Raw genomic sequence first — 21919 nt, forward strand, 5'->3', positions numbered from 1 at the left:
CGCCGGACTAGCGTGGACTCGCATGAGCCTGCCTGCCGAGAACCTCCGCGTCGTGCTCGCTTCCCGCCCCGTCGGTGAGCCCGTGCTGTCCGATTTCCGGGTCGAGTCCGTCCCGGTCCCCGAGGTCTCCAGCGGCCAGCTGCTGCTCAGGACCCGCTACCTGTCGCTGGACCCGTACATGCGTGGGCGGATGAGCGACGCCAAGTCCTACGCCGAGCCGATGGCGGTGGGCGACGTGATGGTCGGCGGCACCGTCTGCGACGTGATCGAGTCCAGGGAACCGGGCATCGACGTCGGCGACATCGTGCTGGCCTTCTCGGGATGGCAGCAGTACGCGGTCGCGGACGCCCGGCACGTCCGCAAGCTGGACCCACGGTTGGCCCCGCCCCGGACCGCACTCGGGGTGCTCGGGATGCCGGGCTTCACGGCCTACGCGGGCCTGCTGGAGATCGGTCGGCCGCAGCCGGGGGAGACGGTGGTGGTGGCCGCCGCGTCGGGTCCGGTCGGCTCCGCGGTCGGGCAGATCGCGAAGATCAAGGGCGCGCGGGCAGTCGGGATTGCGGGTGGGCCGGAAAAGTGTGCGTACCTGACGGAGTTGGGATTCGACGCGGCGATCGACCACCGCGCACCGAACTTCGCCGAGCAGCTGGCGGCCGCGGTCCCCGGCGGCATCGACGTGTACTTCGAGAACGTCGGCGGTGCGGTCTGGGACGCGGTGCTGCCGTTGCTCAACACGTACGCCCGGGTGCCGGTGTGTGGGCTGATCTCGCAGTACAACCGGACCTCCAGGCCCGAGGGTCCCGACCGGGCGCCGGCGTTGATGAGCGCAATCCTCACCAGGAGCCTGACCATTCGCGGCTTCATCCAGAGTGAGTTCGTCGGCACCAGGTACGCGGACTTCATCGGCGAGATGTCCGAGTGGGTCCACCAGGGGCGGGTGCAGTACCGCGAGGACATCGTGAACGGTCTGGAGAACGCGCCCGCGGCGTTCATCGGCATGCTCGAGGGGCGGAACTTCGGCAAGCTGATCGTCAATGTCGGAATGACAGAGCAGTGACCGAGGCACGTGAGGCGCCCGAGGTCGACGGCGTTGCGCCGCTGACCCGAGTCGGCGTTCTCGAGCTGATGTCATTCCTGTGCGAACTGTCGATGCTGGTCCTGCTGGCACTGGCAGGCGCCGCGGTGGCGGAGTCGGTGTTCGGCCAGATCGTCGGTGCGGTGGCGTTGCCCGGTGTGGCGGCCGCGACCTGGGCGGTGTGGATGGCGCCGACCTCGAGTCGGCGACTGCCGAACCCTCGGCGGCTGTACCTGCAGGTCGCGCTGTTCGCGGTGACGGCCGTCGTGGCGGGGGTGTTCCTCGGCCACCTGGTGGGGCTGGTGTTCTTCGTGGTGACCGCGGGGGTGTTCGCGGAACTGTGCCGGCGGGAGATGCGGGACGAGCGGGCGCAGCGGGTCTGACCTGATTCGAGGGCGCGTTCTCGGTGTGACGTCGAGGGTATGCCGGGACAGCAGGCCGGGGCAGCGCCGACCGGGGCAGCGCCGACGGGACAGCGCAGACCGGTTGCGGCCGAGTGTGTCTCGGCCGCAACCGGTCCGGCTGTCGGTGGGTGTTCAGGCCTTCGCCTGGTCAGGCTCCGTGGATCTCGCGCCGGTTATGAGCCGGCCGGGGTCTTCGCGCCGGGTCGACCCAGGCGGGTGGTGTGAACCACGGGAATCCGTCTGATTCGATCTTCACGGCCCAGTGGTTCTTGTGGATGATCGTGTGGTGCTTCTTGCACAGCAGCACGAGGTTCGACAGTGCGGTGGGACCGCCCCTGGACCAGTGCCGAATGTGGTGTGCGTCGGTCCAGGCGGCGGGGCGTCCGCAGCCGGGGAACGCGCAGCCGCAGTCCCTGGCCGCCAACGCCTTCCGCAGGCTTGGTGTGACGAAGCGGGTGCTGCGGCCGACGTCGAGCGGGTTGCCCTCCTTGTCGACGAACACCGCAGTGACCTTCGCGTCGCAGGACAGGCGGGCCGCGATGGCGGCGGAGACGGGTCCGGCCCAGGGCATGCTGGCGTGCCGGACGCGGCGGTAGTGCCGCGGCGGCCGGACGTCTGAGCAGTTCTCACCGCGGGAGTTGCCGACCGGTCCGGTTGTATCGAGTGGTCCGGTTGCGTTGTCGGAGTGGTAGTCCCAGCCGTTCTTGGTCCATGCCCCGGTCGCCGGTGTCGGCGCGGTCTTGGCGACAGCGTCTTTCAGTGCGTCGAGGTCGATGGTCACCGTGACGTGCGGTTGTTCGCCGCCCTCGGCCGGTCCGCGGGCGTTGTCGAGGTGGCCGCGGATGATCTGCTCCAACGCGTCCGCTCGGCGCTTCGCAGCCGAACGCGGGTCGCGGATCGGGTTTCCGTCGTCGTCGGTGCTCGGGTGCGGCTTGGACAGGCCGGACAGAGCGGTGTTCAGGGCTTCGCCGGTCTCGGCGTCGAAGGAGCCCTTCATGTGCACTCGTCCGCCGAGGGTGGCGGAGGCGTGGAACTCGTTGAGTTCGGGATTCTCGCCGTCCGGGGGCACGGTCCCGTCGAGTTGCAGGAGCAGCTCCAGCGCGCGGGCGCGTCGGCGCAGGACGGTGGCGTTCTCGAGCTGGGCGGCGATGAGCAGGTAGGCCTGGCAGTCGTCGGGTCGGCCGGTTTCGGGGTCGGGGTGGTCCCAGTCGGTCTCTACCAACGGGCCAGGCTGACCGACGGTGAGTCGTTCGAGGCGGGCGAGGAAGTCGACGATCACCTGGACGTGTCCGAGTTCGATTCGCCCGGCATCCAATGCGGCGGCCATTCGCGGGTGCAACGGCAGTTCCCGTCCGAGCCGGACGATCTTGCCGGCGTGGCCTGCGGTCATGTGTGTGGCGTCGGTGAGCCAGGAGGTGGTGTCGGCGGCACCGAGGTGGTTGGGGACGCAGCGTTGGTCGGCCTCGTGGACCAGTCGGACCCGTAGGGCTTCCAGCTCGAGGATTTTCGATGACAGTTCCGGAACCGTCGAAGCGAGTTCGGTTTCGTCGAGTCGCCATGCCTCGACCCCGGTGGGGTCGGTGAGCATCTCGACGATTTCCATACACCAAACGATACTCGTACATACATTCGATCACAATGACGTTTCGCCTGGTGAACGGAATGCGGTCTGTGACTACTTCCCGATCTACCTGCTGTCCCGAAACACCGGATTCCTCTTCTCCCTACGAGCCGCGGTGGCCTCCTCGAAGTTGTCGGTCATCAGTCGGACGTACAGCTGACCGAGCCCCTCCTGGTTCATGTGCTGGGTCAGCGACGACGCATCGAGGCTCGACCACAGCGTCCGCTTGGTCAGCTCGACGCCCGGACGCGAGAACGCGGCGATCCGTTCGGCCAGGTCGAATGACTCGTCCAGCAGGTCGGGTCCGTCGACCAGTCGGGAGACCAGGCCGATCCGTTCGGCCTCGGCGGCGTCGACGTCGCGTCCGGACAGCATGATCTCGAAGGCCCGGGACGAACCGATCGCGCGCGGCAGCAGGTAGCTCAGGCCCAGTTCGCTGGCCGTCAATCCGTTGTTGATGCCCGCTGCCCGGAAGTACGCGTCGGCGGCGGCAAGTCGGATGTCCGCGGCCAGTGCGAGGCAGAAACCGCCGCCGATGGAGGCACCGTTGACGGCGGCGATCACCGGCTGGTGCAGGCGCCGCAGGGCGAGCACGACGTCGTCGAGGATCTCCATGGCTCGCAACGCGATCGTCGGCTGGGTCAGACCGTCGATGTGCGGCGGACTGCCCGCGGAGGACTGGTCCGCGCCCGAACAGAACCCGCGTCCGGCGCCGGTGAGCACGACCGCGCGCACCGAGTTGTCGTTGCCGAGCGTCTCGAGCGATTCCTTGAGCGGAACCATCACGTCGAACGCCATCGCGTTCATCCGTTCGGGCCGGTTCAGGGTCACCAGCGCGACGTGCTCACGGGGGCGGTCGACGACGACGAAGCTCACGAGTTCTCCTGCGGGTGGAGGGCCGGGGTGCGCCGACCCTACGCCGCAGAGCGCAGGCGAACTGCCCTTTCCGATACCAGGTGCGGATTCGGTGCCGGCGTCACGCGGCGGCCCGACGCCGCCGTCCGTTGAGCACCGACAGCCCGGCGATCAGGACGAACAGCGTCGCGGTGGAGATCAGCTGGCTGCGGGCATCGGCGTCCGTGAGCATCAACAGGATCAACCCGATGAGCGCGGCCAGGGTGGCCCAGCTGAGGTAGGGGAAGCCCCACATCCGCAGGGTCAGCTTGCCCTCGGCCTCGAGCTGCCGGCGCAGTCGTAGCTGCGAGACCACGATGAAGATCCAGATCACCAGCAGTGCGGCCCCGACCGCGTTGAGCAGGATCGAGAGCAGCGAGTCCGGCAGCAGCCAGTTCAGCAGCACGCTGACGAAGCCGAAGAACACCGACAGGACCACCGCGTTGGTGGGCACCCCGGTCTTGGAGAGCACGCCGAGGGCCTTCGGGCCGTCGCCGCGTCGGGCCAACGAGAACGCCATTCGGGAGGTGCCGTACACGTTCGCGTTGAACGCGGACAGCAGCGCGATCACCACGATCAGCTCCATGGCCCCGGCCACGTACGGCAGGTTCGCCTCGCTCAGCACCGCGACGAACGGACCGCTCTGCAACTGCTCGGAGTTCCACGGCAGCACCAGGATCATGATCGAGATCGAGCCGATGTAGAACAGGCTGATTCGCCACACCACGCTGCGCACCGCCGTCGCGATGGACCGCTCGGGATCCTTCGACTCGGCCGCGGCGATGGTGACGATCTCGATGCCGCCGAACGCGAAGGCCACGACCAGCAGTCCGGCGGCGATGCCGGCGAAACCGTTGGGCATGAATCCGCCCTGGCCGAACAGGTTGGTGGTGCCCACCGGGTCGGTGTCCGGCAGCAGGCCGAACACCAGCAGCAGCCCGATGACCAGAAACGCGATGATGACCGTGACCTTGATGGCCGCGAACCAGAACTCGAACTCCCCGAAGTTGCTCACCTTCGCCAGGTTCACCACCGCGAAGAAGGTGACGAACACCAGCGCGATCACCCACTGTGGCACGCCGGGCAGCCAGCCGTGCACGATCGTGGAGGCGCCGGTGATCTCGGCCCCGAGCACCATGATCAGCATGAACCAGTAGAGCCAGCCCATGGTGAACCCGGCCCACTCTCCGATGCCGATCCGGGCGTAGTGGCTGAACGATCCGCTCGCGGGGATCGCGGCACCCATCTCGCCGAGCATCCGCATCACCGCGATCACCACGATGCCGGCGATCATGTACGAGATCAGGACGGCCGGGCCGGCCTTCGCGATGCCGACGCCGGTGCCGAGGAACAGGCCGGCGCCGATCGCGGAGCCCAGGCCCATCATCGTCAGGTGCCGGACCTTGAGCCCGTGGCCGAGATGTGAGGTGTCGCCCTGCTCGTCCAGCGGCGCCGAGGGAGCCGAGTTCGTGGTCATCAGTCGTTCGCGTGCAGGGCGGCGTTCAGTTCGACGCCGGTGCCCTTGTGTGCCACCACCTCGACGCCTCCGGTCACGGAGTTGCGACGGAACAGCAGGTTGGACTGACCGCTGAGATCCTTGGCCTTGACGACGGTGCCGTCCGGGCCGGTCACCTTGGTGCCCGCGGTGACGTAGAGGCCGGCCTCGACCACGCAGTCGTCGCCGAGCGAGACGCCCAGGCCGGAGTTCGCGCCCAGCAGGCAGCGCTTGCCCACCGAGATGACCTCCTTGCCGCCGCCGGACAGGGTGCCCATGATCGAGGCGCCGCCACCGACGTCGGAGCCGTCGTCGACGACCACGCCGCCGGAGATCCGGCCCTCGACCATGGAGTTGCCCAGGGTGCCGGCGTTGAAGTTCACGAAGCCCTCGTGCATGACGGTGGTGCCGGACGCCAGGTGTGCGCCGAGACGGACCCGGTCCGCGTCACCGATCCGGACGCCGGACGGGACCACGTAGTCGACCATGCGCGGGAACTTGTCGACACCGAAGACGGTGACCGGTCCGCGGGCGCGCAGCTTGGCGCGGACCAGCTCGAAGCCCTCGACCGCGCAGGGTCCGAAGTTCGTCCACACCACGTTCGCGAGCAGACCGAAGACGCCGTCGAGGTTCAGCCCGTGCGGCTGGACCAGGCGGTGCGAGATCAGGTGTAGGCGCAGGTACGCGTCGTGCGCGTCGACGGGCGCGGCGGCCAGGTCGGCGATGGTGACGCGGACCGCGACCTGGCGGACCCCGCGGGCCTCGTCCTCGCCGGTCAGCGCGGACAGTTCGGCGGGCACGTCGCCTGCGTCGAGGACGACGGTGGAGGCCTGGCCGAACTCGCCGAGGGCGGGCTCCGGGTACCAGGTGTCGAGGACGACGCCGCCCGTGGTGATGTTTGCAATGCCGACTGCAGATGCTCCCTGAATGCTCACGGGTAGTCAGGATACCGGCCGGGCCGGTGGACCCCGACCGGCCTGCATCGATGGATCGGTTGGATGGTCTGCAGGGAGCGTGCAAGGGCCCGGCGAGCGACGGGGCTCGGTGGCGCGCCAGTGAGCTGGACATTTCGGTAAATACACCGCAATGTGCGCAGTGCTCACAATGATTGGCGCATGTCAATTACAAGGAGAACTGCCTCTGTCACAGCAACCGCGCTCATCGGCGCCGCGATGGCCGTTGCGGCGCCGGGCGTGGCCGGCGCCACCGACGCAGCCGATACCTGCCAGCTCGGCTGGTCGAATGTAGGACCGCGAACCTGCCAACAGGCACCCGTCACGATGGCGCCGGTGTGGACACTCGGGAACGGCATCTGTGCCGGCATGCTGACCGCCGCCGGAAATGCGTTCGACGGACCCCTCGGGCAGTACTCGGAGGTGCCGGGGGCCGTCCATTCCGTCGAGTTGCGGATCACACAGGGCTTCTCGCCCCTCGGGGAGTGGGCTCCGACAATCCTGGCCTGCGACGTCAACGCGATCGTCGACTGGCGGAACCTCGACACCGGTCAGAGCGGCACGGTGACCCGGTACGTGCCCGCGTCCAACACGAGTTCCTGGCCGATGATCGTGCAGGTCGGCACGGGACCGGGCCGGGTTCAGCTGACCATGCGGACCGACCGCCCGAGTCTCCCGGTGTCGACTGAAGTGGTCGTCCCCTGACGTAGGCCGTCCAACCGCCCGCCCGGCGACCTCTCGCATCCACTTGGTGCGTTCGAGAGGTCGACGGGCGTCTTGCTGTGTAGTCGTCGCGGTCTCGGCAATGCGCGGACCTCCGGGCCGGGCGGGATCCGTCGCCGGACGGCCCGACCGCCGCGGTGGCGGGCCGGGAAACCGTCTAATGACTGCAATCACATTCGAGGTTCGGGCATTACCTGAATGAAACCAACTGGATGGTCTACGTTTCGCTCGTCATGTCCCACAAGAACTTTCAGGAGCTCTGTATGAGACGCACGACCCGATATCTCACCGGCCTGCTCAGCGCTACAGCATTGGTTGCCAGTCTGGGTGTCGGCACCGCCCAGGCGGAGGATGCGCCGGCAACCCCGGCGCCCAAGACCGTCCAGGCGGGTATGCGAATCACCTTCGAATTGGAACCGGGTTATATGAAGGATCCGGACACGCCGATAAACTTGACCAGGTGCACCCTCGGCGCGGTGGGTACCGACTCGATGAACCGCAAGATCGGTATCACAGCAGGTCATTGCAATGGCCTTAAAGTTACCGATGCGCCAGGTGACGCTGTAATTCCGTCAGGTGTCCCGAAGGATGTACCTGTCACCGACTCGGAGAAGGTCCGTCATCCGGTTTACGACTGGACGGAAACTAGAGGCGCGGCCGGCCCGCATCCCGCGCCAATTGGGTGGATTCGGTACGCATCGAAAGATGGAACGGTTGCCAATACCGTTGAGAATCTCAATCTCCTCGATTACATGGTCATCGAGTTTGCCCCCCACGTCACCCTCTCCAGCACGCTCATGACGGCGCCGAAGTACAAGTCCAGGAGTGATGGCAGTGTCTTCCGCGCCGGGGGGGGTGACGGAGATCTGCCCCTGGAGGTCGACGTTCCTCCGCGTCCCCTTTTCAAGATGAACAAGGTCTATTCCGATGCGGCGGGGAACCCGGTCAATCCCGGGATCGGCGCGAATCTCGGTCAGGTGGGGTGGACGAGTATGCAGATGCATGCCCAGGGTACGAATCTCTTGGTTGGTATTGATCCCACCCCCGATCCCACTCTGGTACCGACCGGTTACATCTTCAACAGCCAAAACGGGTACCTTCGTTCCACAACTTTCAGCAGGGGCGGCGACTCCGGTGGTCCGGCCGGAGTTGTCGGCCGGTCGAACGAGTGGGCCGGGATTGTCGTTGGCTCGGCGGGCCCCGTCAGTTACGTCTACCAGTCGGCCAAGCTGATCCTCGACCACCTGAACGGCCGTACCTGCACGGACAGTGGCGCTACCGTTCCGTGTCCGGGTGCCGGCTTCCAGATCACCAACAACTGACCCACCCGCCCGTGCGTCCTTCCGGCCCCGCCACGGGCCACAAGGACGCCCGGGCGGCGGAGCCGCCTAACCTGGTCGGGTGACCACTCAGCCGCGCCTGGACCTGCATGCCGACCCGATCGACCTGACCGCCGCGCTGGTGGACATCCCCAGCGTCTCGCAGGACGAGGCGCTGATCGCCGACGTCGTCGAGGCCGCGCTGCGCGAGCAGACCACCGGCTTCGAGGTGATCCGCAGCGGCAACTCGGTGCTGGCCCGCACCAACCGCGGCCTGCCCAGCCGGGTGATGCTGGCCGGGCACCTCGACACCGTGCCGATCGCGGACAACGTGCCGAGCCGGCGCACCGTCGACGCCGAGGAGGGCGACGTGCTGCACGGCTGCGGCACCGTCGACATGAAGTCCGGCGACGCGGTGTTCCTGCACCTGGCCGCCACGATCAGCGACCTCGCGCACGACCTGACGCTGGTGTTCTACGACTGCGAGGAGATCGCTGCGCAGTACAACGGGCTCGGCCGCATCGAGCGCGAACTGCCGGAGTGGCTGCAGGCCGACGTCGCGGTCCTGGGCGAGCCGTCCGGCGGCTTCATCGAGGCGGGCTGCCAGGGCACCCTGCGGGTGCGGCTCACCGCGTCCGGCACCCGCGCCCACTCGGCACGATCCTGGCTGGGGGACAACGCGATTCACAAGCTGGCGCCACTGCTCGCGCGGCTCGCGGACTACCAGCCGCGGTCGGTGGACATCGACGGCTGCGTGTACCGGGAGGGCCTGTCCGCGGTGCGGATCTCCGGCGGCGTGGCGGGCAACGTGGTGCCCGACACCGCGGACGTGGACGTCAACTTCCGGTTCGCGCCGGACCGCAGCGTCGAGCAGGCAATCGAGCACGTCCGCGAGGTGCTCGACGGCCTGGACCTGGACTTCGAGGTGACCGACTCCTCGCCCGGCGCGCTGCCCGGGCTCGGCGCCCCGGCGGCGGCCGCGCTGATCGAGGCCGCCGGCGGGCAGTTCCGCGCCAAGTACGGCTGGACCGACGTGTCCCGCTTCTCGGCGCTGGGCATCCCGGCCGTCAACTACGGCCCCGGCGACCCGAACCTGGCGCACAAGCGCGACGAGCGGGTGCCGGTCCAGCAGATCACCGACGTCACCGCGGTGCTGCGCGGGTACCTCAGCGCGTGAGGCGCGGGGTGGTCGCGGCCACCCGTTAGCCTTGGCCCATGGCACCTGACAAGACGCCCGGACGACCCGCGAAGATGGACTCCCTGGGCGCCAAGCGCCCCAGCGCAAGCATCCAGAGCCGAGGGCCGGTGATGCTGCGCCGCGACCGCAAGCGAGGCTCGGGCACCGCCGACCAGCGTCTGCTCGACCAGCGCGGGCCCACCGACTGGGTGCACACCGACCCGTGGCGGGTGCTGCGCATCCAGAGCGAGTTCGTCGAGGGCTTCGGCGCGCTCGCCGAGGTGCCCCGCGCGGTCACCGTGTTCGGTTCTGCCCGCACGGGCCAGGACCATCCCGAGTACGCGCAGGGCCGCGCGCTGGGCGCGGCCCTGGCCGAGGCGGGCTACGCCGTCATCACCGGCGGCGGACCCGGCGTGATGGAGGCCGCCAACCGCGGGGCCAGCGAGTGCGGTGGCTTCTCCATCGGGCTCGGCATCGAGCTGCCGTTCGAGCAGGGTCTCAACGAGTGGGTGGACCTGGGCATCAACTTCCGCTACTTCTTCGCCCGCAAGACCATGTTCGTCAAGTACTCGCAGGCCTTCGTCTGCCTGCCCGGCGGATTCGGCACCCTCGACGAGCTGTTCGAGGCGCTGACGCTGGTGCAGACCGGCAAGGTCACCCGGTTCCCGATCGTGCTGCTCGGCACCGCGTACTGGTCCGGGCTGGTCGAGTGGATCAAGACGACGCTGGTCGCCGATGGGAAGATCTCCGCGTCCGACGTGGACCTGCTGCACATGACCGACAGCGTGGACGAGGCCGTCCGCATCGTGGTGGCCTCGCAGAGCGGCGCCGACGAGGCGCCGCGGCCCGACAACGGGGACCCGCAGTGACCGCCCGTCCACTGTCGGTGTGCGTGTACTGCGCCTCCGGCCCGGTCGACGACTCGTACCTGGCGTTGGCGGCGGAGCTGGGCACCGAGATCGGACGCCGCGGCATGCAGCTCGTCTCCGGCGGCGGCAACGTCTCGATGATGGGTGCGGTGGCGGCCGCGGCCCGCGAGGCCGGCGCCTGGACCGTCGGCGTCATCCCGAAGGCGTTGGTGCACAGGGAGGTCGCCGACACCGATGCCGACGAGCTGATCGTCACCGACACCATGCGGCAGCGGAAGCAGATCATGGAGGACCGGGCGGACGCGTTCATCACGCTGCCCGGCGGGATCGGCACCCTCGAGGAGCTGTTCGAGACCTGGACCGCCGGTTACCTCGGCATGCACGACAAGCCGGTGGTGCTGCTGGACCCGGTCGGCCACTACACCGGGCTGCTCAGCTGGCTCGACGGGTTGACGGCGGGCGGCTTCGTCCAGCAGCGGGCGTTGGACTCGCTGCTGGTCACCGACGACATCGCGACCGCGCTCGACGGCTGCGCCCGGTAGCGGGCGCGGGCGCCTCGGATCCAGGTCCCGGCGGAGCGATATGCCGTGGGGCGCCGCCACGGCGCCATGCCACTATGAAGCCATGACCGAGACCAACACAGCGGCGTTTGCGACGCCGTTGCCGACCCTGTGCGGCCGACCTGTGGCGACCGACCGGGCGCTGGTGATGGCCATCGTGAACCGGACGCCGGACTCGTTCTACGACCGCGGCGCCACCTTCACCGACGTCGCGGCGATGGCGGCGGTGCACCGCGCGGTCGCCGAGGGCGCCGACCTGGTCGACATCGGCGGCGTCAAGGCCGGACCCGGCGCCGAGGTGGACGCGGACGAAGAGATCCGCCGGGTGGTGCCCTTCGTGGAGGAGATCCGCGCGCAGTACCCGGACCTGCTGATCTCGGTGGACACCTGGCGCGCCTCGGTGGCCCGGTTGGCGTGCGCCGCCGGGGCCGACCTGGTCAACGACACCTGGTCCGGCGCGGACCCGGAGCTGGTCGAGGTGGCGGCCGAACTCGGCGCGGGCTACGTCTGCTCGCACACCGGAGGTGCGGTGCCGCGGACCCGTCCGCACCGGGTCCGGTACGCCGACGTGGTCGCGGACGTGATCGACGAGGTGGTCGGCGCCGCGGAACGAGCCCGCGCGCTCGGCGTGCCCGCCGACGGGATCCTCATCGACCCGACCCACGACTTCGGCAAGAACACCTTCCACGGGCTCGAGTTGTTACGTCGCGTGGACGAGCTCGTGAAGACTGGATGGCCCGTGCTGATGGCCTTGAGTAACAAGGACTTTGTCGGCGAGACTCTGGGAGTGGAACTGAACGACCGCCTGGAGGGCACCCTCGCCGCGACCGCGCTGACCGCGTCGGCCGGGGTGCGGGTCTTCCGCGTGCACGAGGTGGCGGCCACCCGACGGGTGGTCGACATGACGGCGGCGATCGCGGGTCGGCGGGCGCCGGTCCGGACCGTGAGGGGGTTGGCATGACGCTGAGCACCGAGCGGGTGTGGTCGACGGACAACACCTGGGAACACCCGGACTGGACCATCGAGGAACTGGTGGCGGCCAAGGCCGGACGCACTGTGTCGGTGGTGCTGCCCGCACTCAACGAGGAGCAGACCGTCGCGACGGTGGTGGACTCGATCCATCCGCTGCTCGGCGGGCTGGTGGACGAGCTGATCGTGCTCGACTCCGGCTCGACCGACGAGACGGCGGAACGGGCGGCCGCGGCCGGTGCCACCGTGGTCAGCCGCGAGCAGGCCGTCCCGGAACTGGCCCCCGCCCCGGGCAAGGGCGAGGTGCTGTGGCGGTCGATCGCCGCGAGCACCGGCGACCTCATCGTGTTCGTGGACTCCGACCTGATCGACCCGGACCCGTTCTTCGTGCCGAAGCTGCTCGGTCCGCTGCTGACCGGCGACGGCATCCAGCTGGTCAAGGGCTTCTACCGGCGTCCGTTGCGGGTCAGCGGCACCGAGGAGGCCAACGGCGGGGGACGGGTGACCGAACTGGTCGCGCGGCCGATGCTCGCGGCCATGCGTCCGGAGCTGACGGCGGTGCTCCAGCCCCTCGGCGGCGAGTACGCGGGCACCCGTGAGCTGCTCTCGTCGGTGCCGTTCGCGCCGGGCTACGGCGTCGAGATCGGGTTGCTGCTGGACACCTACGACCGGTTCGGCCTTGGTGCGATCGGGCAGGTGAACCTCGGCGTCCGCACGCACCGCAACCGGCCGCTGTTGGAGCTCGGGGTGATGAGCCGGCAGATCATCGGCACCATGCTCGGCCGATTCGGGATCGAGGACTCGAGGGTCGGTCTGACCCAGTTCCACCTCGAGGGCGGCACCTTCCTGCCGGTGACAACCGAGGTGGCCCTCGAGGACCGGCCGCCGATGAACTCGCTGCGGCCGCGTCGGTAGCGACCGCCGCTGGCCGGGGACCACAGCAGGCACCGCCGGTCCGGACACCGTCGGCGTGATGTCGGTGCCGCGTGACAGGATCGGGTCATGTTCACGGTGCTGCTCTACCTGCTGGTGATGGCGCTTGTCGGCGGCGTCCTGTTCCTGGTGGCGTCGACGGTGTTCGGCCGCGGCGAGGAAATGGCCCCGCTGCCCCCCGGGACCACCGTCACCGCGTTGCCGGCGCGGAATCTGGTCGGCGCGGACGTGCAGGCGCTGCGGTTCCAGCAGACCGCCCGCGGCTACAAGATGAGCGAGGTGGACTGGGCGCTCGAGCGTCTGGCCGCCGAGATCGACGCCCTCCGCGACGAACTGGCGGCGGTTCGCGAGGAATCCGAACCGCCCGGGGAAGCGCCCAGCACGGAGCCCGCGGCCGCGGAACCCTTGCCCCAGGAGCCCTCGCCCGCGGAGGCACCTTCTGCGGAGCCCTCGACCCCGGAGACCCGGCCGTGACCGCGGAGCCGAGCCACGACACCAGGATTCGCTGCCCGTGGGCGGTGGACGCGAACTCCTCGACGCTCTACCGGGACTACCACGACTTCGAGTGGGGTACCCCGCTGCACGGCCGGGACGCACTGTTCGAGCGGGTCTGCCTGGAGGCCTTCCAAGCCGGGCTGTCCTGGATCACGGTGCTGCGCAAGCGGGAGGCGTTCCGGACCGGTTTCGCCGGCTTCGACGTCGACGCCGTTGCGGGCTTCGGCCCGGCCGACGTCGAGCGGCTGATGGCCGATCCCGGCATCGTCCGCAACCGCGCCAAGATCGACGCCTGCATCGGCAACGCCCGCGCGGTCCTCGCCCTCACCGACACCGACCTCGACTCGCTGCTGTGGTCCTTCGCCCCGGCGCCACGCCCACGCCGACCGCGCACTGTCGAGGAGGTCCCGGCGATCACCGACGAGTCCACCGCGATGGCCCGTGAACTCAAGCGCCGCGGCTTCCGTTTTGTGGGTCCTACCACGGCATACGCGCTGATGCAGGCGGTCGGGATGGTCGACGACCACCTGGCGGAATGCTGGGTCTTGCGGCGCTGAGCGGGCCGTCGAAATCGGCGCCGATGGGCCTTTTGGGTGCCTCAGGTTCTCGTGCTCTCAGGCGATAGGGAAGAATAAGTCTTGTCGACCCGGCAAAATCCGCCGGATCGGACGGTAAGCCTAGGCGCAGAGCAGTTCGGCGCAGATCTGGAGGGAGCAGGTAATGGCGGCCATGAAGCCCCGGACCGGTGACGGTCCCCTCGAAGCAACCAAAGAAGGACGAGGGATCGTCATGCGGGTTCCGCTCGAGGGTGGAGGTCGGCTCGTCGTCGAACTGACCCCGGACGAAGCCGCTGCACTCGGCGACGAACTCAAGAACGTCACCAGCTAGCTGCGCACGACCGGTGCGGTTTCACGCACCACCGTTCGACGTTCAGGGCCCCGCACGCCATCGCGGCAGGCGGGGCCTCGTCGTTGGAATTGCACGGTCGTTGGAATGGCACGGTCGTGGGGGCGACGCCAATGCCCCGGTCGGCCGGGGCGATCTCGATGTGAGGAGCTGACGGCGATGCTCGCCGATGTGGTGGACCTGCTCGCGTGCCCGCACTGCGGCACCGCGCTCGAGACGGTCGAGCGCACCCTGCTGTGCGAACGGGGGCACAGCTTCGACGTGGCCCGGCAGGGATACGTCAGCCTGCTGCCCGGCGCGGCGAAGTTCACCGGCGACAGCGCGGAGATGATCGCCGCGCGCGGGGACTTCCTCGACGGCGGGCACTTCGACCCGCTGCGCGAGGCGGTCGCTGCTGCCACCGCCCGGACGCCCGTCGACGAGCCGGCCGTGCTCGAGGTCGGCGCCGGGACCGGGCACTACCTCGCGACGGTCCTCGACGCGCTGCCGTCGTCCCGCGGCATCGGCCTCGACGTGTCCAAGGCGGCGGCCCGCAGGCTCGCCCGCAGCCATCCCCGGGCCGGCGCCGTGGTCGCCGACATCTGGACCCAGCTGCCGGTACGCGACGGCGCGGTCAGCCACGTGCTGTCGATCTTCGCCCCGCGCAATGCCGCCGAGTTGCGCCGGGTGCTGCGCGCGGACGGCACCCTGGTGGTGCTCACCCCCACCGACCGTCACCAGCACGAACTGGTGGACCTGCTCGGCCTGGTGCGGGTCGACGAGAACAAGACGGTCCGGCTCGGTGCCACGATGGCCGGGCACTTCGAGTGCGTCGAGCGTTCCGCCGTCGAGTATCCGATGACCTTGACGCACAACGAGGTCGAGTCACTGATCGCGATGGGGCCGTCGGCGAGGCACCTCGACGACGCGGCCCGCGCCGAACGGATCGCGGCCCTGCCGGACCCCACGACGGTGACGGCCTCGGTCACCGTCTCGCGCTACCGCCTGGCGTAGTCGCCGGCCGGGCGGCCCGTGTACCGCTCGACCGCGAACTCGTAGACCGCCATCGTCTCCCTGGCGATCTGCGCCCAGGAGAACTCGGCGATCGCCCGTCGCCGACCCGCGCGGCCCATCTCGGCCGCGGCGTCGCGGTCCGCCACCACCTTGTTGACCGCGTCGGCCAGCGCGTGCTCGAAGGCGGCCGGTTCGTACGAGTTGTAGTGCACCAGAGTGCCGGTGACGCCGTCCTGGACCACCTCGGGTATGCCGCCGACGTCCGAGGCCACCACCGCGGTCTCGGTCGCCATCGCCTCGAGGTTCACGATGCCCAGCGGCTCGTACACCGAGGGGCATACGAACACTGTTGCGGCGGAGAGCAGTTCACGTACCTGCGCGGTGGGGAGCATCTCGCGGATCCAGTGCACGTTGCCGCGTGCGCGGGACAGCTCGGCGACCGCCCGCTCGGTGTCCGCGGCGATCTCGGGGGTGTCCGGTGCGCCGGCGCACAGCACCAGTTGCACGCTCGGGTCGAAGTCGTGGGCCGCGGCGATCAGGTGGTCGACGCCCTTCTGCCGGGTGATCCGTCCGACGAACATCGCGATGGGGGCATCGGGGTCGAGTCCGAGACCGGTCAGCACAGATCCGGCGCGCCCGGCCGGGTCCGGGTACCAGACGTCGGTGTCGATTCCGTTGCGCACCACGTGCACCCGGTCGGGATCGACGAACGGGTAGGCGGCCAGCAGGTCGGCACGCATGCCCGCGCTCACCGCGATGACCGCGTCGGCGTACTGCACCGCGTTGCGCTCGGACCAGGACGAGATCCGGTAGCCGCCGCCGAGCTGCTCGGCCTTCCACGGCCGTCGCGGCTCGAGCGAGTGCGCGGTCAGCACGTGCGGCATCCCGTGCAGCTCGCCGGCGAGGTGCCCGGCCAGCCCGGTGTACCAGGTGTGCGAGTGGGCCACGTCCGCGCCTGCCGCGGCCGCGGCCATCCGCAGCTCGGCGGAGAGCATGGCCAGCGCGGGATTTGCCGCTGCCAGAGCGTCATCCGGCCGGTGCACCAGCGCGCCCTCGCGGGGGGTGCCCATGCAGTGCACGTCCACCGTGCAGAGGCGGGAAAGGTGGGCGACGAGCTCGGTGACGTGGACCCCGGCGCCGCCGTAGATCTCCGGTGGGTACTCCCTGGTCATCATCGCAACCCGCACGCGCTAAAGGTAGCCGGTGGGTGCCCGGGAGGGCTACTGCTGGCGGGGGTGCGGTGGGGCCGATAGGTTGGCAGGGTGAGGAGCCAGCCGCATGTGCTCGGAATCGTGCTCGCCGGTGGCCAGGGGAAGCGTCTGCACCCCCTGACCGCGGACCGGGCCAAGCCGGCCGTCCCGTTCGGTGGGGCCTACCGCCTCATCGACTTCGTCCTGAGCAACCTGGTCAACGCCGGATACCTGCGGATCTGTGTGCTGACCCAGTACAAGTCGCACTCGCTGGACCGGCACATCTCGCAGACCTGGCGGCTGTCCGGGTTCGCGGGCGAGTACATCACCCCGGTCCCGGCCCAGCAGCGACTCGGCCCGCGCTGGTACACCGGCAGCGCGGACGCCATCTTCCAGTCGCTGAACCTGGTGTACGACGAGGACCCCGAGTACATCGTGGTCTTCGGCGCCGACCACGTGTACCGGATGGACCCGGAGCAGATGGTCCAGCACCACATCGACTCCGGCGCGGGCGTCACGGTGGCGGGGATCCGGGTGCCGCGCAGCGAGGCGGCCGCCTTCGGATGCATCGACAGCGACGAGTCGGGGCGGATCATCCAGTTCCTGGAGAAGCCGGTGCATCCGCCCGGCACCCCCGACGACCCCAACGTCACCTTCGCGTCCATGGGCAACTACGTGTTCACCACCAAGGTGCTGGTGGACGCGATCCGCGCGGACTCGGAGAACTCCGACTCCGACCACGACATGGGCGGCGACATCATCCCGGCACTGGTGGCGGCGGGCGAGGCCTCGGTCTACGACTTCAAGGACAACGTGGTGCCCGGTGCCACCGACCGGGACCGCGGCTACTGGCGGGACGTCGGGACCATCGACGCCTTCTACGACGCGCACATGGACCTGGTCTCGGTGCACCCGGTGTTCAACCTCTACAACCGGCGCTGGCCGATCCGCGGCGCCGCCGAGAACCTGGCGCCAGCGAAGTTCGTGCAGGGCGGGCTGGCGCAGGAGTCGGTGGTGGGGGCGGGCTGCATCCTGTCCGCGGCGACGGTGCGCAACTCGGTGCTCAGCTCGAACGTGATGGTCGACAGCGGCGCCACCGTCGAGGGCAGCGTGCTGATGCCGGGCGTCCGGGTCGGCAAGGGCGCGGTGGTGCGGCACGCCATCCTCGACAAGAACGTGGTGGTGGGGGAGGGCGAGATCATCGGCGTCGACCTCGAACGCGACCGGCAACGGTTCGCGGTCAGCGCCGGCGGCGTGGTCGCCATCGGCAAGGGCGTCTGGATCTGACTCAGTCGGTGCGCAGGTCCCGACGCCGGAAGGCGACCAGCCCGACGGTGAGCAGCACCGCGTCGATCAGCAGCAGCCACAGCACCGGTGCGGCCGTGAACTCGGCGCCCGGGAGCCGGGGTGTGTGCGTGAACGGTTCGAGGTCGAGCACCCACTGCGGGAACCCGGAGATCGAGCCGAGCAGGTACAGCGCGATGAACGCCACCAGCACGCCCCACGCCACCGGGGTGAACCGCGGAACGAGTCCGAACAGCGCCACGGTGACGGCGGCAAGCAGCCAGATCGCGGGCAGCTGCACCAGCGCCGTGGCGAGCACCCCGGGCAGCTTCGCGCCGACGTCGCCTGCCGCGACGCCGTAGGCGACCCCGGCCACCAGCCCGGCGGCCAGCATGGCCAGCGCCGGTCCGACGATCGCGATCGCGACATGGCCTGCCGCCCACCGGATCCGCCCGACGGCACCGGAGAGCACCGGCTCGGCGCGCTGCGAGCTCTCCTCGCTGTGCAGCCGCAGTGCCGACGAGATCGCCAGCGCCGAGGCGCCGACCGCGAGCATGGTGAAGGCGATCGTGACGAACGAGTCCTCCATGGCCTGCGACCCGCCCAGGCGGTTGACGATCTCGCGGACGGCGTCGCTGTCGCCGATCTCGTCGCCGATGCCGTGCACAACGCTGCCGAACACCAGGGCGTACAGGCAGATTCCGATCGTGGACGCGATCAGCGCCCCGCGCTGGAGCCGCCACGCCAGCCCGAACGGGCCGCTCAGCGCGGGCGACGCGGACGGCGGGCCCGGGCGCTCGGCGATCAGCCCGGCGCCGACGTCACGGCGCCGCAGCAGCGCGTACGCCGCCGCGGTCAGGGCCACCGTCGTCGTCAGGTGCAGCAGCAGCACCCACCAGCGGTCGCCGGCGTACGGCCGCACCTGAAGCGACCAGCCCAGCGGCGAGAGCCACGACAGCGCACCGGATCCGGCGTCGCCGACGGCCCGGAGCGCGTACGCGGCGCCGAGCACCCCGAACGCGATGCCGCGGGCCGTGCGGGCACTGGTCGACAGTTGTGCGGCGACCGCGGCGACCGCGGTGAACACCGCCCCGGAACCGGCCAGTGCGAGGCCGAACGCCAGCGAGCCGGTCCACGGCACGTCGGTGGTCAGCAGGCCTGCGGTCCCGATCAGCCCGGTCGCGAGCGAGCCGCCGAATCCCAGTGCCAGGGCTGCGGTCAGTCCGGCGTACCGGCCGACGGCGGTGGAGCCGAGCAGCTCGGCCCGGCCGGACTCCTCCTCGGCGCGGGTGTGCCGGACGACGGTGAGGATCACCGCCACCGCGATCAGCGTGTAGAACATGCCGGCTTTCCAGATGCCGACCGCGCCGAGGCTGTCGTTGTAGACCGGGCCGTACATGGCCCGTTGCGCCGGACTGCTCATGATCGTGTCGACCAGTTGCGCGCGGCCGGCGGCGCTCGGGTAGATGCTCTCGATGCTGCCCATGTACACCGACGCCAGCGGCAGGGAGAGCAGCAGCACCCACAGCGGCAGCACGATTCGGTCCCGCCGCAGGTTCAGCCGCAACAGGTAGAGCGTGCCGGCGAAGTTCGCGGTCCGCGACGGCTTGGGTTCGACCGGCCGACGCGGGGCCAGGGTGGTGGTCATGCCCGCACCTTCTCTCCGCTCTCGTCCGACGCCTCGGCGTCGGCGTCGATCCGGTAGTGCTGCAGGAACAGCTCCTCGAGCGTGGGCGGTGCGCTGACCAGGCTGCGCACCCCGGTGTCGCCGAGTACCCGGATCAGGTCGCCGAGGTGCTCGCTGTCGACCTGGCAGTGCAGCGTGGCGCCGTCGAGGCTGACGTCCGCGACCCCGGGGATCGTGCTCAGGTCGCCAGGGTCGCCGAGCAGTTCGGCGGTGATCGAGGTGCGCTGCAGGTGTCGCATCGAGGACAGCAGTCCGCTCTCGACCGTCCGGCCCGCGCGGATGATGGTGACCCGTTGGCACAGCGCCTCCACCTCCGAGAGGATGTGGCTCGACAGCAGCACGGTGGCGCCGCGCGCGGTGGACTCGGCCACGGCCTCGCGGAACACCTGCTCCATCAACGGATCCAGTCCGGACGTCGGCTCGTCGAGGAGCAGCAGGCGGGCGGGCGAGGACAGGGCCGAGACGAGGGCCACCTTCTGCCTGTTGCCCTTCGAGTAGGTGCGCACCTTCTTGCGCGGGTCCAGGTCGAAACGCTCGATGAGCTCGGCGCGCCGCGCGGTGTCGATGCCGCCGCGCATCCGGGCGAGGAGGTCGATCGTCTCGCCCCCGGACAGCGACGGCCACAGGGTGACATCGCCGGGTATGTAAGCGATTTCGCGGTGCAGGTCGACGGCGTCGACCCACGGGTCGCGGCCGAGTATCCGGGCCTGCCCGGACGTGGCGCGCAGGATCCCGAGCAGTACCCGGAGGGTGGTGGACTTGCCGGCGCCGTTGGGGCCGAGGAAGCCGTGCACCTCGCCCTCGGTGACGTCCAGGTCCAGCCCGTCGAGGGCGCGGGTGCGGCCGAAGGTCTTCACCAGGTTCCGAACTTCGATGATTCCAGACATCGGCATTCCTATCAGGCTGTCTTGCTTGAGGTTTCGCTGTCCGTGCTCTGCTCCCGATGCTCCAGGACGGTGTCGAGGTAGGTGCGGTCGAGGAACAGTCCCTCGGTGAACAGTTCGAGCGCGGGGAGCATGATCTCGTCGGTCAGCTCGCGCAGCGCCCGGGGCCAGTCGACCGGGTCGTCGGTCTCGCCCCGCATCTGCAGGAAGAGCAGGGTGCCGCCCAGGTTCTGCATGCTCAGGTAGCGGGCCCGTGCCGCGGGGTCCCGGCTGGGCCGCAGGGTGCCTGCGGCGACGCCCTCGGCCAGGTAGCGCTCGGTGTTGGCGACCAGGTGCTCGAACATCGACCGGGCGAGGGGGCCGCCGGCCTGCCAGCTCCGGATCAGGTAGGCGAGCAGCGGCGCGTACTCCTCGACCTCGGCGAGCTGGTGCAGCAGGCCGGCGGCGCTGGGCCGGGTCAGGGACTCGGTCTTGACGATCCGGAACACCTCGAGGACGTGCGCGTCGCACTCGGCGCGCAGGCCCTCCTTGGAACCGAAGTGGTGGTTGACCAGTCCCGGCGAGACCCCGGCCGCGGCGGCGACGGCACGCACCCCGGTCGAGAATCCCCGCTCGCCGAACACGAGAACCGCCGCGTCCCGGATTCGGGCCCGGTTGGTCAGATCCCGGTCGGGGATCGGCGAGTCGGCGCTGGTTGAACGCATGTTTAAAAGGCTAAACGCCCGTTCAGTCCGGCGGCAAGGGTGGGGGCCGTCAGGAAAGCGTCAAGACCGGGTCGGGGGTTCAGCTGCGCGAGGCGCAGAGCACCCCGTCGCCGACCGGCAGCAGCACCTTCGTCAGCCGGTCGTCCTCGGCGATGGCCCGGGCCGCAGAGCGGACCGCGAGCGTGGTGGCGTCGCGCGCCGTCGGGTCGGCAACCCGCCCGCCGAGCAGGGCGTTGTGCAGCACCAACACCCCTCCCGGCCGCAGCAGCCGCACGCACTCCTCGACATACCGGAGGTGGTCGGCGGGCGAGGTGTCGACGAACACCAGGTCGTAGGCGCCGTCCGCGAGCCGCGGCAGCACCTCCAGGCCGTCGCCGTTGATCAGCCGGGTCCGCGACGATCCGATGCCACCGGAGCGGAACGCGTCCTTGGCGGCACGCTGCAGCTCGGGTTCGGCGTCGATGGTGGTGAGCACGCCGTCCGCCCGCATGCCGTCGAGCAGCCACAGGCCGCTCACCCCGGCGCCGGTACCGATCTCGACCACGGTCTTGGCGTCGAGCATCTGGGCGAACAGGCTGAGCAGGGCGCCGACGGAAGCCGGCACGGGATCGCCGCCGAGGTCCTCGGCCCGTTCACGCGCGGAGAGGAGCACTTCGTCCTCCATGACGGAGTCCTCGGTGTGGGCCAGCATCTGGTCGCCATTGGTCTGCACGGTGTCGAGGTTATCGCCGTCACGGCGTGGCTGGGTACAGGCGCGCGTTGCGGGCGGATTCTCAGGCGACAC

The 21919-nt window shown here is 69.8% G+C and carries 23 protein-coding genes; 14 read left to right on the forward strand and 9 right to left on the reverse strand.

Translation table 11 applies throughout. The annotated features are described in order from the left end of the window. Positions 1 to 22: 22 nt before the first annotated feature. Both ACFO6S_RS18160 and ACFO6S_RS18165 read left to right on the forward strand, forming a co-directional pair. Positions 23 to 1057: an NADP-dependent oxidoreductase gene (locus tag ACFO6S_RS18160; protein WP_378419361.1), complete on the forward strand. Its 1035-nt coding sequence runs from the start codon at positions 23 to 25 to the stop codon at positions 1055 to 1057. Beyond that, positions 1054 to 1458 carry a YrdB family protein gene (locus ACFO6S_RS18165; RefSeq protein ID WP_378419362.1) on the forward strand — a complete coding sequence of 135 codons (405 nt, stop codon included), beginning with the start codon at positions 1054 to 1056 and terminating at the stop codon, positions 1456 to 1458. The genes ACFO6S_RS18160 and ACFO6S_RS18165 overlap by 4 nt, the downstream gene beginning before the upstream one ends. Before the next feature lie 169 nt (positions 1459 to 1627). Here the strand turns inward: ACFO6S_RS18165 and ACFO6S_RS18170 are convergent, their stop codons facing one another. The 4 genes from ACFO6S_RS18170 to dapD all read right to left on the reverse strand — a co-directional run bounded on the left by ACFO6S_RS18170 (position 1628) and on the right by dapD (position 6424). Further along, entirely contained in the window at positions 1628 to 3082 is a 1455-nt protein-coding gene (locus ACFO6S_RS18170; RefSeq protein WP_378419363.1) for an HNH endonuclease signature motif containing protein, read from the reverse strand. An 84-nt stretch (positions 3083 to 3166) separates the two neighbouring features. Then, positions 3167 to 3976, reverse strand: a complete 810-nt coding sequence (locus tag ACFO6S_RS18175; protein WP_378419364.1) for an enoyl-CoA hydratase — start codon at positions 3974 to 3976, stop codon at positions 3167 to 3169. Between the two features lie 100 nt (positions 3977 to 4076). Beyond that, positions 4077 to 5471, reverse strand: coding sequence for an amino acid permease (locus tag ACFO6S_RS18180; RefSeq protein ID WP_378419365.1), 1395 nt, complete (start codon positions 5469 to 5471; stop codon positions 4077 to 4079). Continuing rightward, positions 5471 to 6424 carry a 2,3,4,5-tetrahydropyridine-2,6-dicarboxylate N-succinyltransferase gene (gene dapD, locus ACFO6S_RS18185; protein ID WP_378419366.1) on the reverse strand — a complete coding sequence of 318 codons (954 nt, stop codon included), beginning with the start codon at positions 6422 to 6424 and terminating at the stop codon, positions 5471 to 5473. Before dapD ends, ACFO6S_RS18180 begins: the two co-directional genes overlap by 1 nt. A 345-nt stretch (positions 6425 to 6769) precedes the next feature. Here dapD and ACFO6S_RS18190 point away from each other — a divergent pair, with 345 nt between their 5' ends. From ACFO6S_RS18190 to ACFO6S_RS18240, 11 genes are all read left to right on the forward strand, one after another. After that, complete coding sequence (locus tag ACFO6S_RS18190; RefSeq protein ID WP_378419466.1) at positions 6770 to 7147, forward strand: hypothetical protein; 378 nt, start codon at positions 6770 to 6772, stop codon at positions 7145 to 7147. Positions 7148 to 7428: 281 nt separating this feature from the next. Beyond that, entirely contained in the window at positions 7429 to 8487 is a 1059-nt protein-coding gene (locus ACFO6S_RS18195; RefSeq protein WP_378419367.1) for a chymotrypsin family serine protease, read from the forward strand. A 79-nt stretch (positions 8488 to 8566) separates the two neighbouring features. Further along, positions 8567 to 9661, forward strand: a complete 1095-nt coding sequence (dapE, locus tag ACFO6S_RS18200) for a succinyl-diaminopimelate desuccinylase (RefSeq protein WP_378419368.1) — start codon at positions 8567 to 8569, stop codon at positions 9659 to 9661. A gap of 38 nt (positions 9662 to 9699) precedes the next feature. After that, the gene (locus ACFO6S_RS18205; RefSeq protein WP_378419369.1) at positions 9700 to 10530 is read left to right on the forward strand and encodes an LOG family protein; all 831 of its coding nucleotides are present in this window, start codon (positions 9700 to 9702) and stop codon (positions 10528 to 10530) included. After that, on the forward strand, positions 10527 to 11072 hold the full coding sequence (locus ACFO6S_RS18210) for an LOG family protein (RefSeq protein ID WP_378419370.1): 546 nt from the start codon (positions 10527 to 10529) through the stop codon (positions 11070 to 11072). Before ACFO6S_RS18205 ends, ACFO6S_RS18210 begins: the two co-directional genes overlap by 4 nt. An 82-nt stretch (positions 11073 to 11154) precedes the next feature. Further along, positions 11155 to 12051: a dihydropteroate synthase gene (gene folP, locus ACFO6S_RS18215; protein WP_378419371.1), complete on the forward strand. Its 897-nt coding sequence runs from the start codon at positions 11155 to 11157 to the stop codon at positions 12049 to 12051. Beyond that, positions 12048 to 12974, forward strand: coding sequence for a glucosyl-3-phosphoglycerate synthase (locus tag ACFO6S_RS18220; protein WP_378419372.1), 927 nt, complete (start codon positions 12048 to 12050; stop codon positions 12972 to 12974). Before folP ends, ACFO6S_RS18220 begins: the two co-directional genes overlap by 4 nt. Before the next feature lie 87 nt (positions 12975 to 13061). Further along, positions 13062 to 13466, forward strand: coding sequence for a DivIVA domain-containing protein (locus ACFO6S_RS18225; RefSeq protein WP_378419373.1), 405 nt, complete (start codon positions 13062 to 13064; stop codon positions 13464 to 13466). Continuing rightward, positions 13463 to 14044 (forward strand): DNA-3-methyladenine glycosylase I, encoded by a 582-nt coding sequence (locus ACFO6S_RS18230; protein WP_378419374.1) that lies wholly within the window; start codon positions 13463 to 13465, stop codon positions 14042 to 14044. Before ACFO6S_RS18225 ends, ACFO6S_RS18230 begins: the two co-directional genes overlap by 4 nt. 163 nt (positions 14045 to 14207) lie before the next feature. Beyond that, positions 14208 to 14375: a DUF3117 domain-containing protein gene (locus tag ACFO6S_RS18235; protein WP_005059648.1), complete on the forward strand. Its 168-nt coding sequence runs from the start codon at positions 14208 to 14210 to the stop codon at positions 14373 to 14375. Positions 14376 to 14552: 177 nt separating this feature from the next. Then, entirely contained in the window at positions 14553 to 15386 is an 834-nt protein-coding gene (locus ACFO6S_RS18240) for a putative RNA methyltransferase (protein WP_378419375.1), read from the forward strand. Here ACFO6S_RS18240 and glgA read toward each other — a convergent pair. After that, a complete protein-coding gene (gene glgA, locus ACFO6S_RS18245; RefSeq protein WP_378419376.1) occupies positions 15371 to 16573 on the reverse strand; it encodes a glycogen synthase in 1203 nt (400 codons plus the stop codon). The two genes, ACFO6S_RS18240 and glgA, sit on opposite strands and share 16 nt — an antisense overlap. A gap of 75 nt (positions 16574 to 16648) precedes the next feature. Here glgA and glgC point away from each other — a divergent pair, with 75 nt between their 5' ends. Further along, positions 16649 to 17863 (forward strand): glucose-1-phosphate adenylyltransferase, encoded by a 1215-nt coding sequence (gene glgC, locus ACFO6S_RS18250; protein ID WP_378419377.1) that lies wholly within the window; start codon positions 16649 to 16651, stop codon positions 17861 to 17863. Position 17864: 1 nt separating this feature from the next. On the opposite strand, the gene ACFO6S_RS18255 is transcribed toward glgC, so the two are convergent. The 4 genes from ACFO6S_RS18255 to ACFO6S_RS18270 all read right to left on the reverse strand — a co-directional run bounded on the left by ACFO6S_RS18255 (position 17865) and on the right by ACFO6S_RS18270 (position 21826). Next, complete coding sequence (locus tag ACFO6S_RS18255) at positions 17865 to 19508, reverse strand: ABC transporter permease (protein ID WP_378419378.1); 1644 nt, start codon at positions 19506 to 19508, stop codon at positions 17865 to 17867. After that, positions 19505 to 20434, reverse strand: a complete 930-nt coding sequence (locus ACFO6S_RS18260) for an ABC transporter ATP-binding protein (protein WP_378419379.1) — start codon at positions 20432 to 20434, stop codon at positions 19505 to 19507. Before ACFO6S_RS18260 ends, ACFO6S_RS18255 begins: the two co-directional genes overlap by 4 nt. A gap of 11 nt (positions 20435 to 20445) precedes the next feature. Further along, entirely contained in the window at positions 20446 to 21135 is a 690-nt protein-coding gene (locus ACFO6S_RS18265) for a TetR/AcrR family transcriptional regulator (protein ID WP_378419380.1), read from the reverse strand. 79 nt (positions 21136 to 21214) lie between these two features. Further along, a complete protein-coding gene (locus tag ACFO6S_RS18270) occupies positions 21215 to 21826 on the reverse strand; it encodes an O-methyltransferase (protein WP_378419467.1) in 612 nt (203 codons plus the stop codon). Between the last annotated feature and the right edge of the window lie 93 nt (positions 21827 to 21919).

It is taken from the genome of Rhodococcus kronopolitis (assembly GCF_042654025.1).
Classification (GTDB): domain Bacteria; phylum Actinomycetota; class Actinomycetes; order Mycobacteriales; family Mycobacteriaceae; genus Rhodococcus_G; species Rhodococcus_G kronopolitis.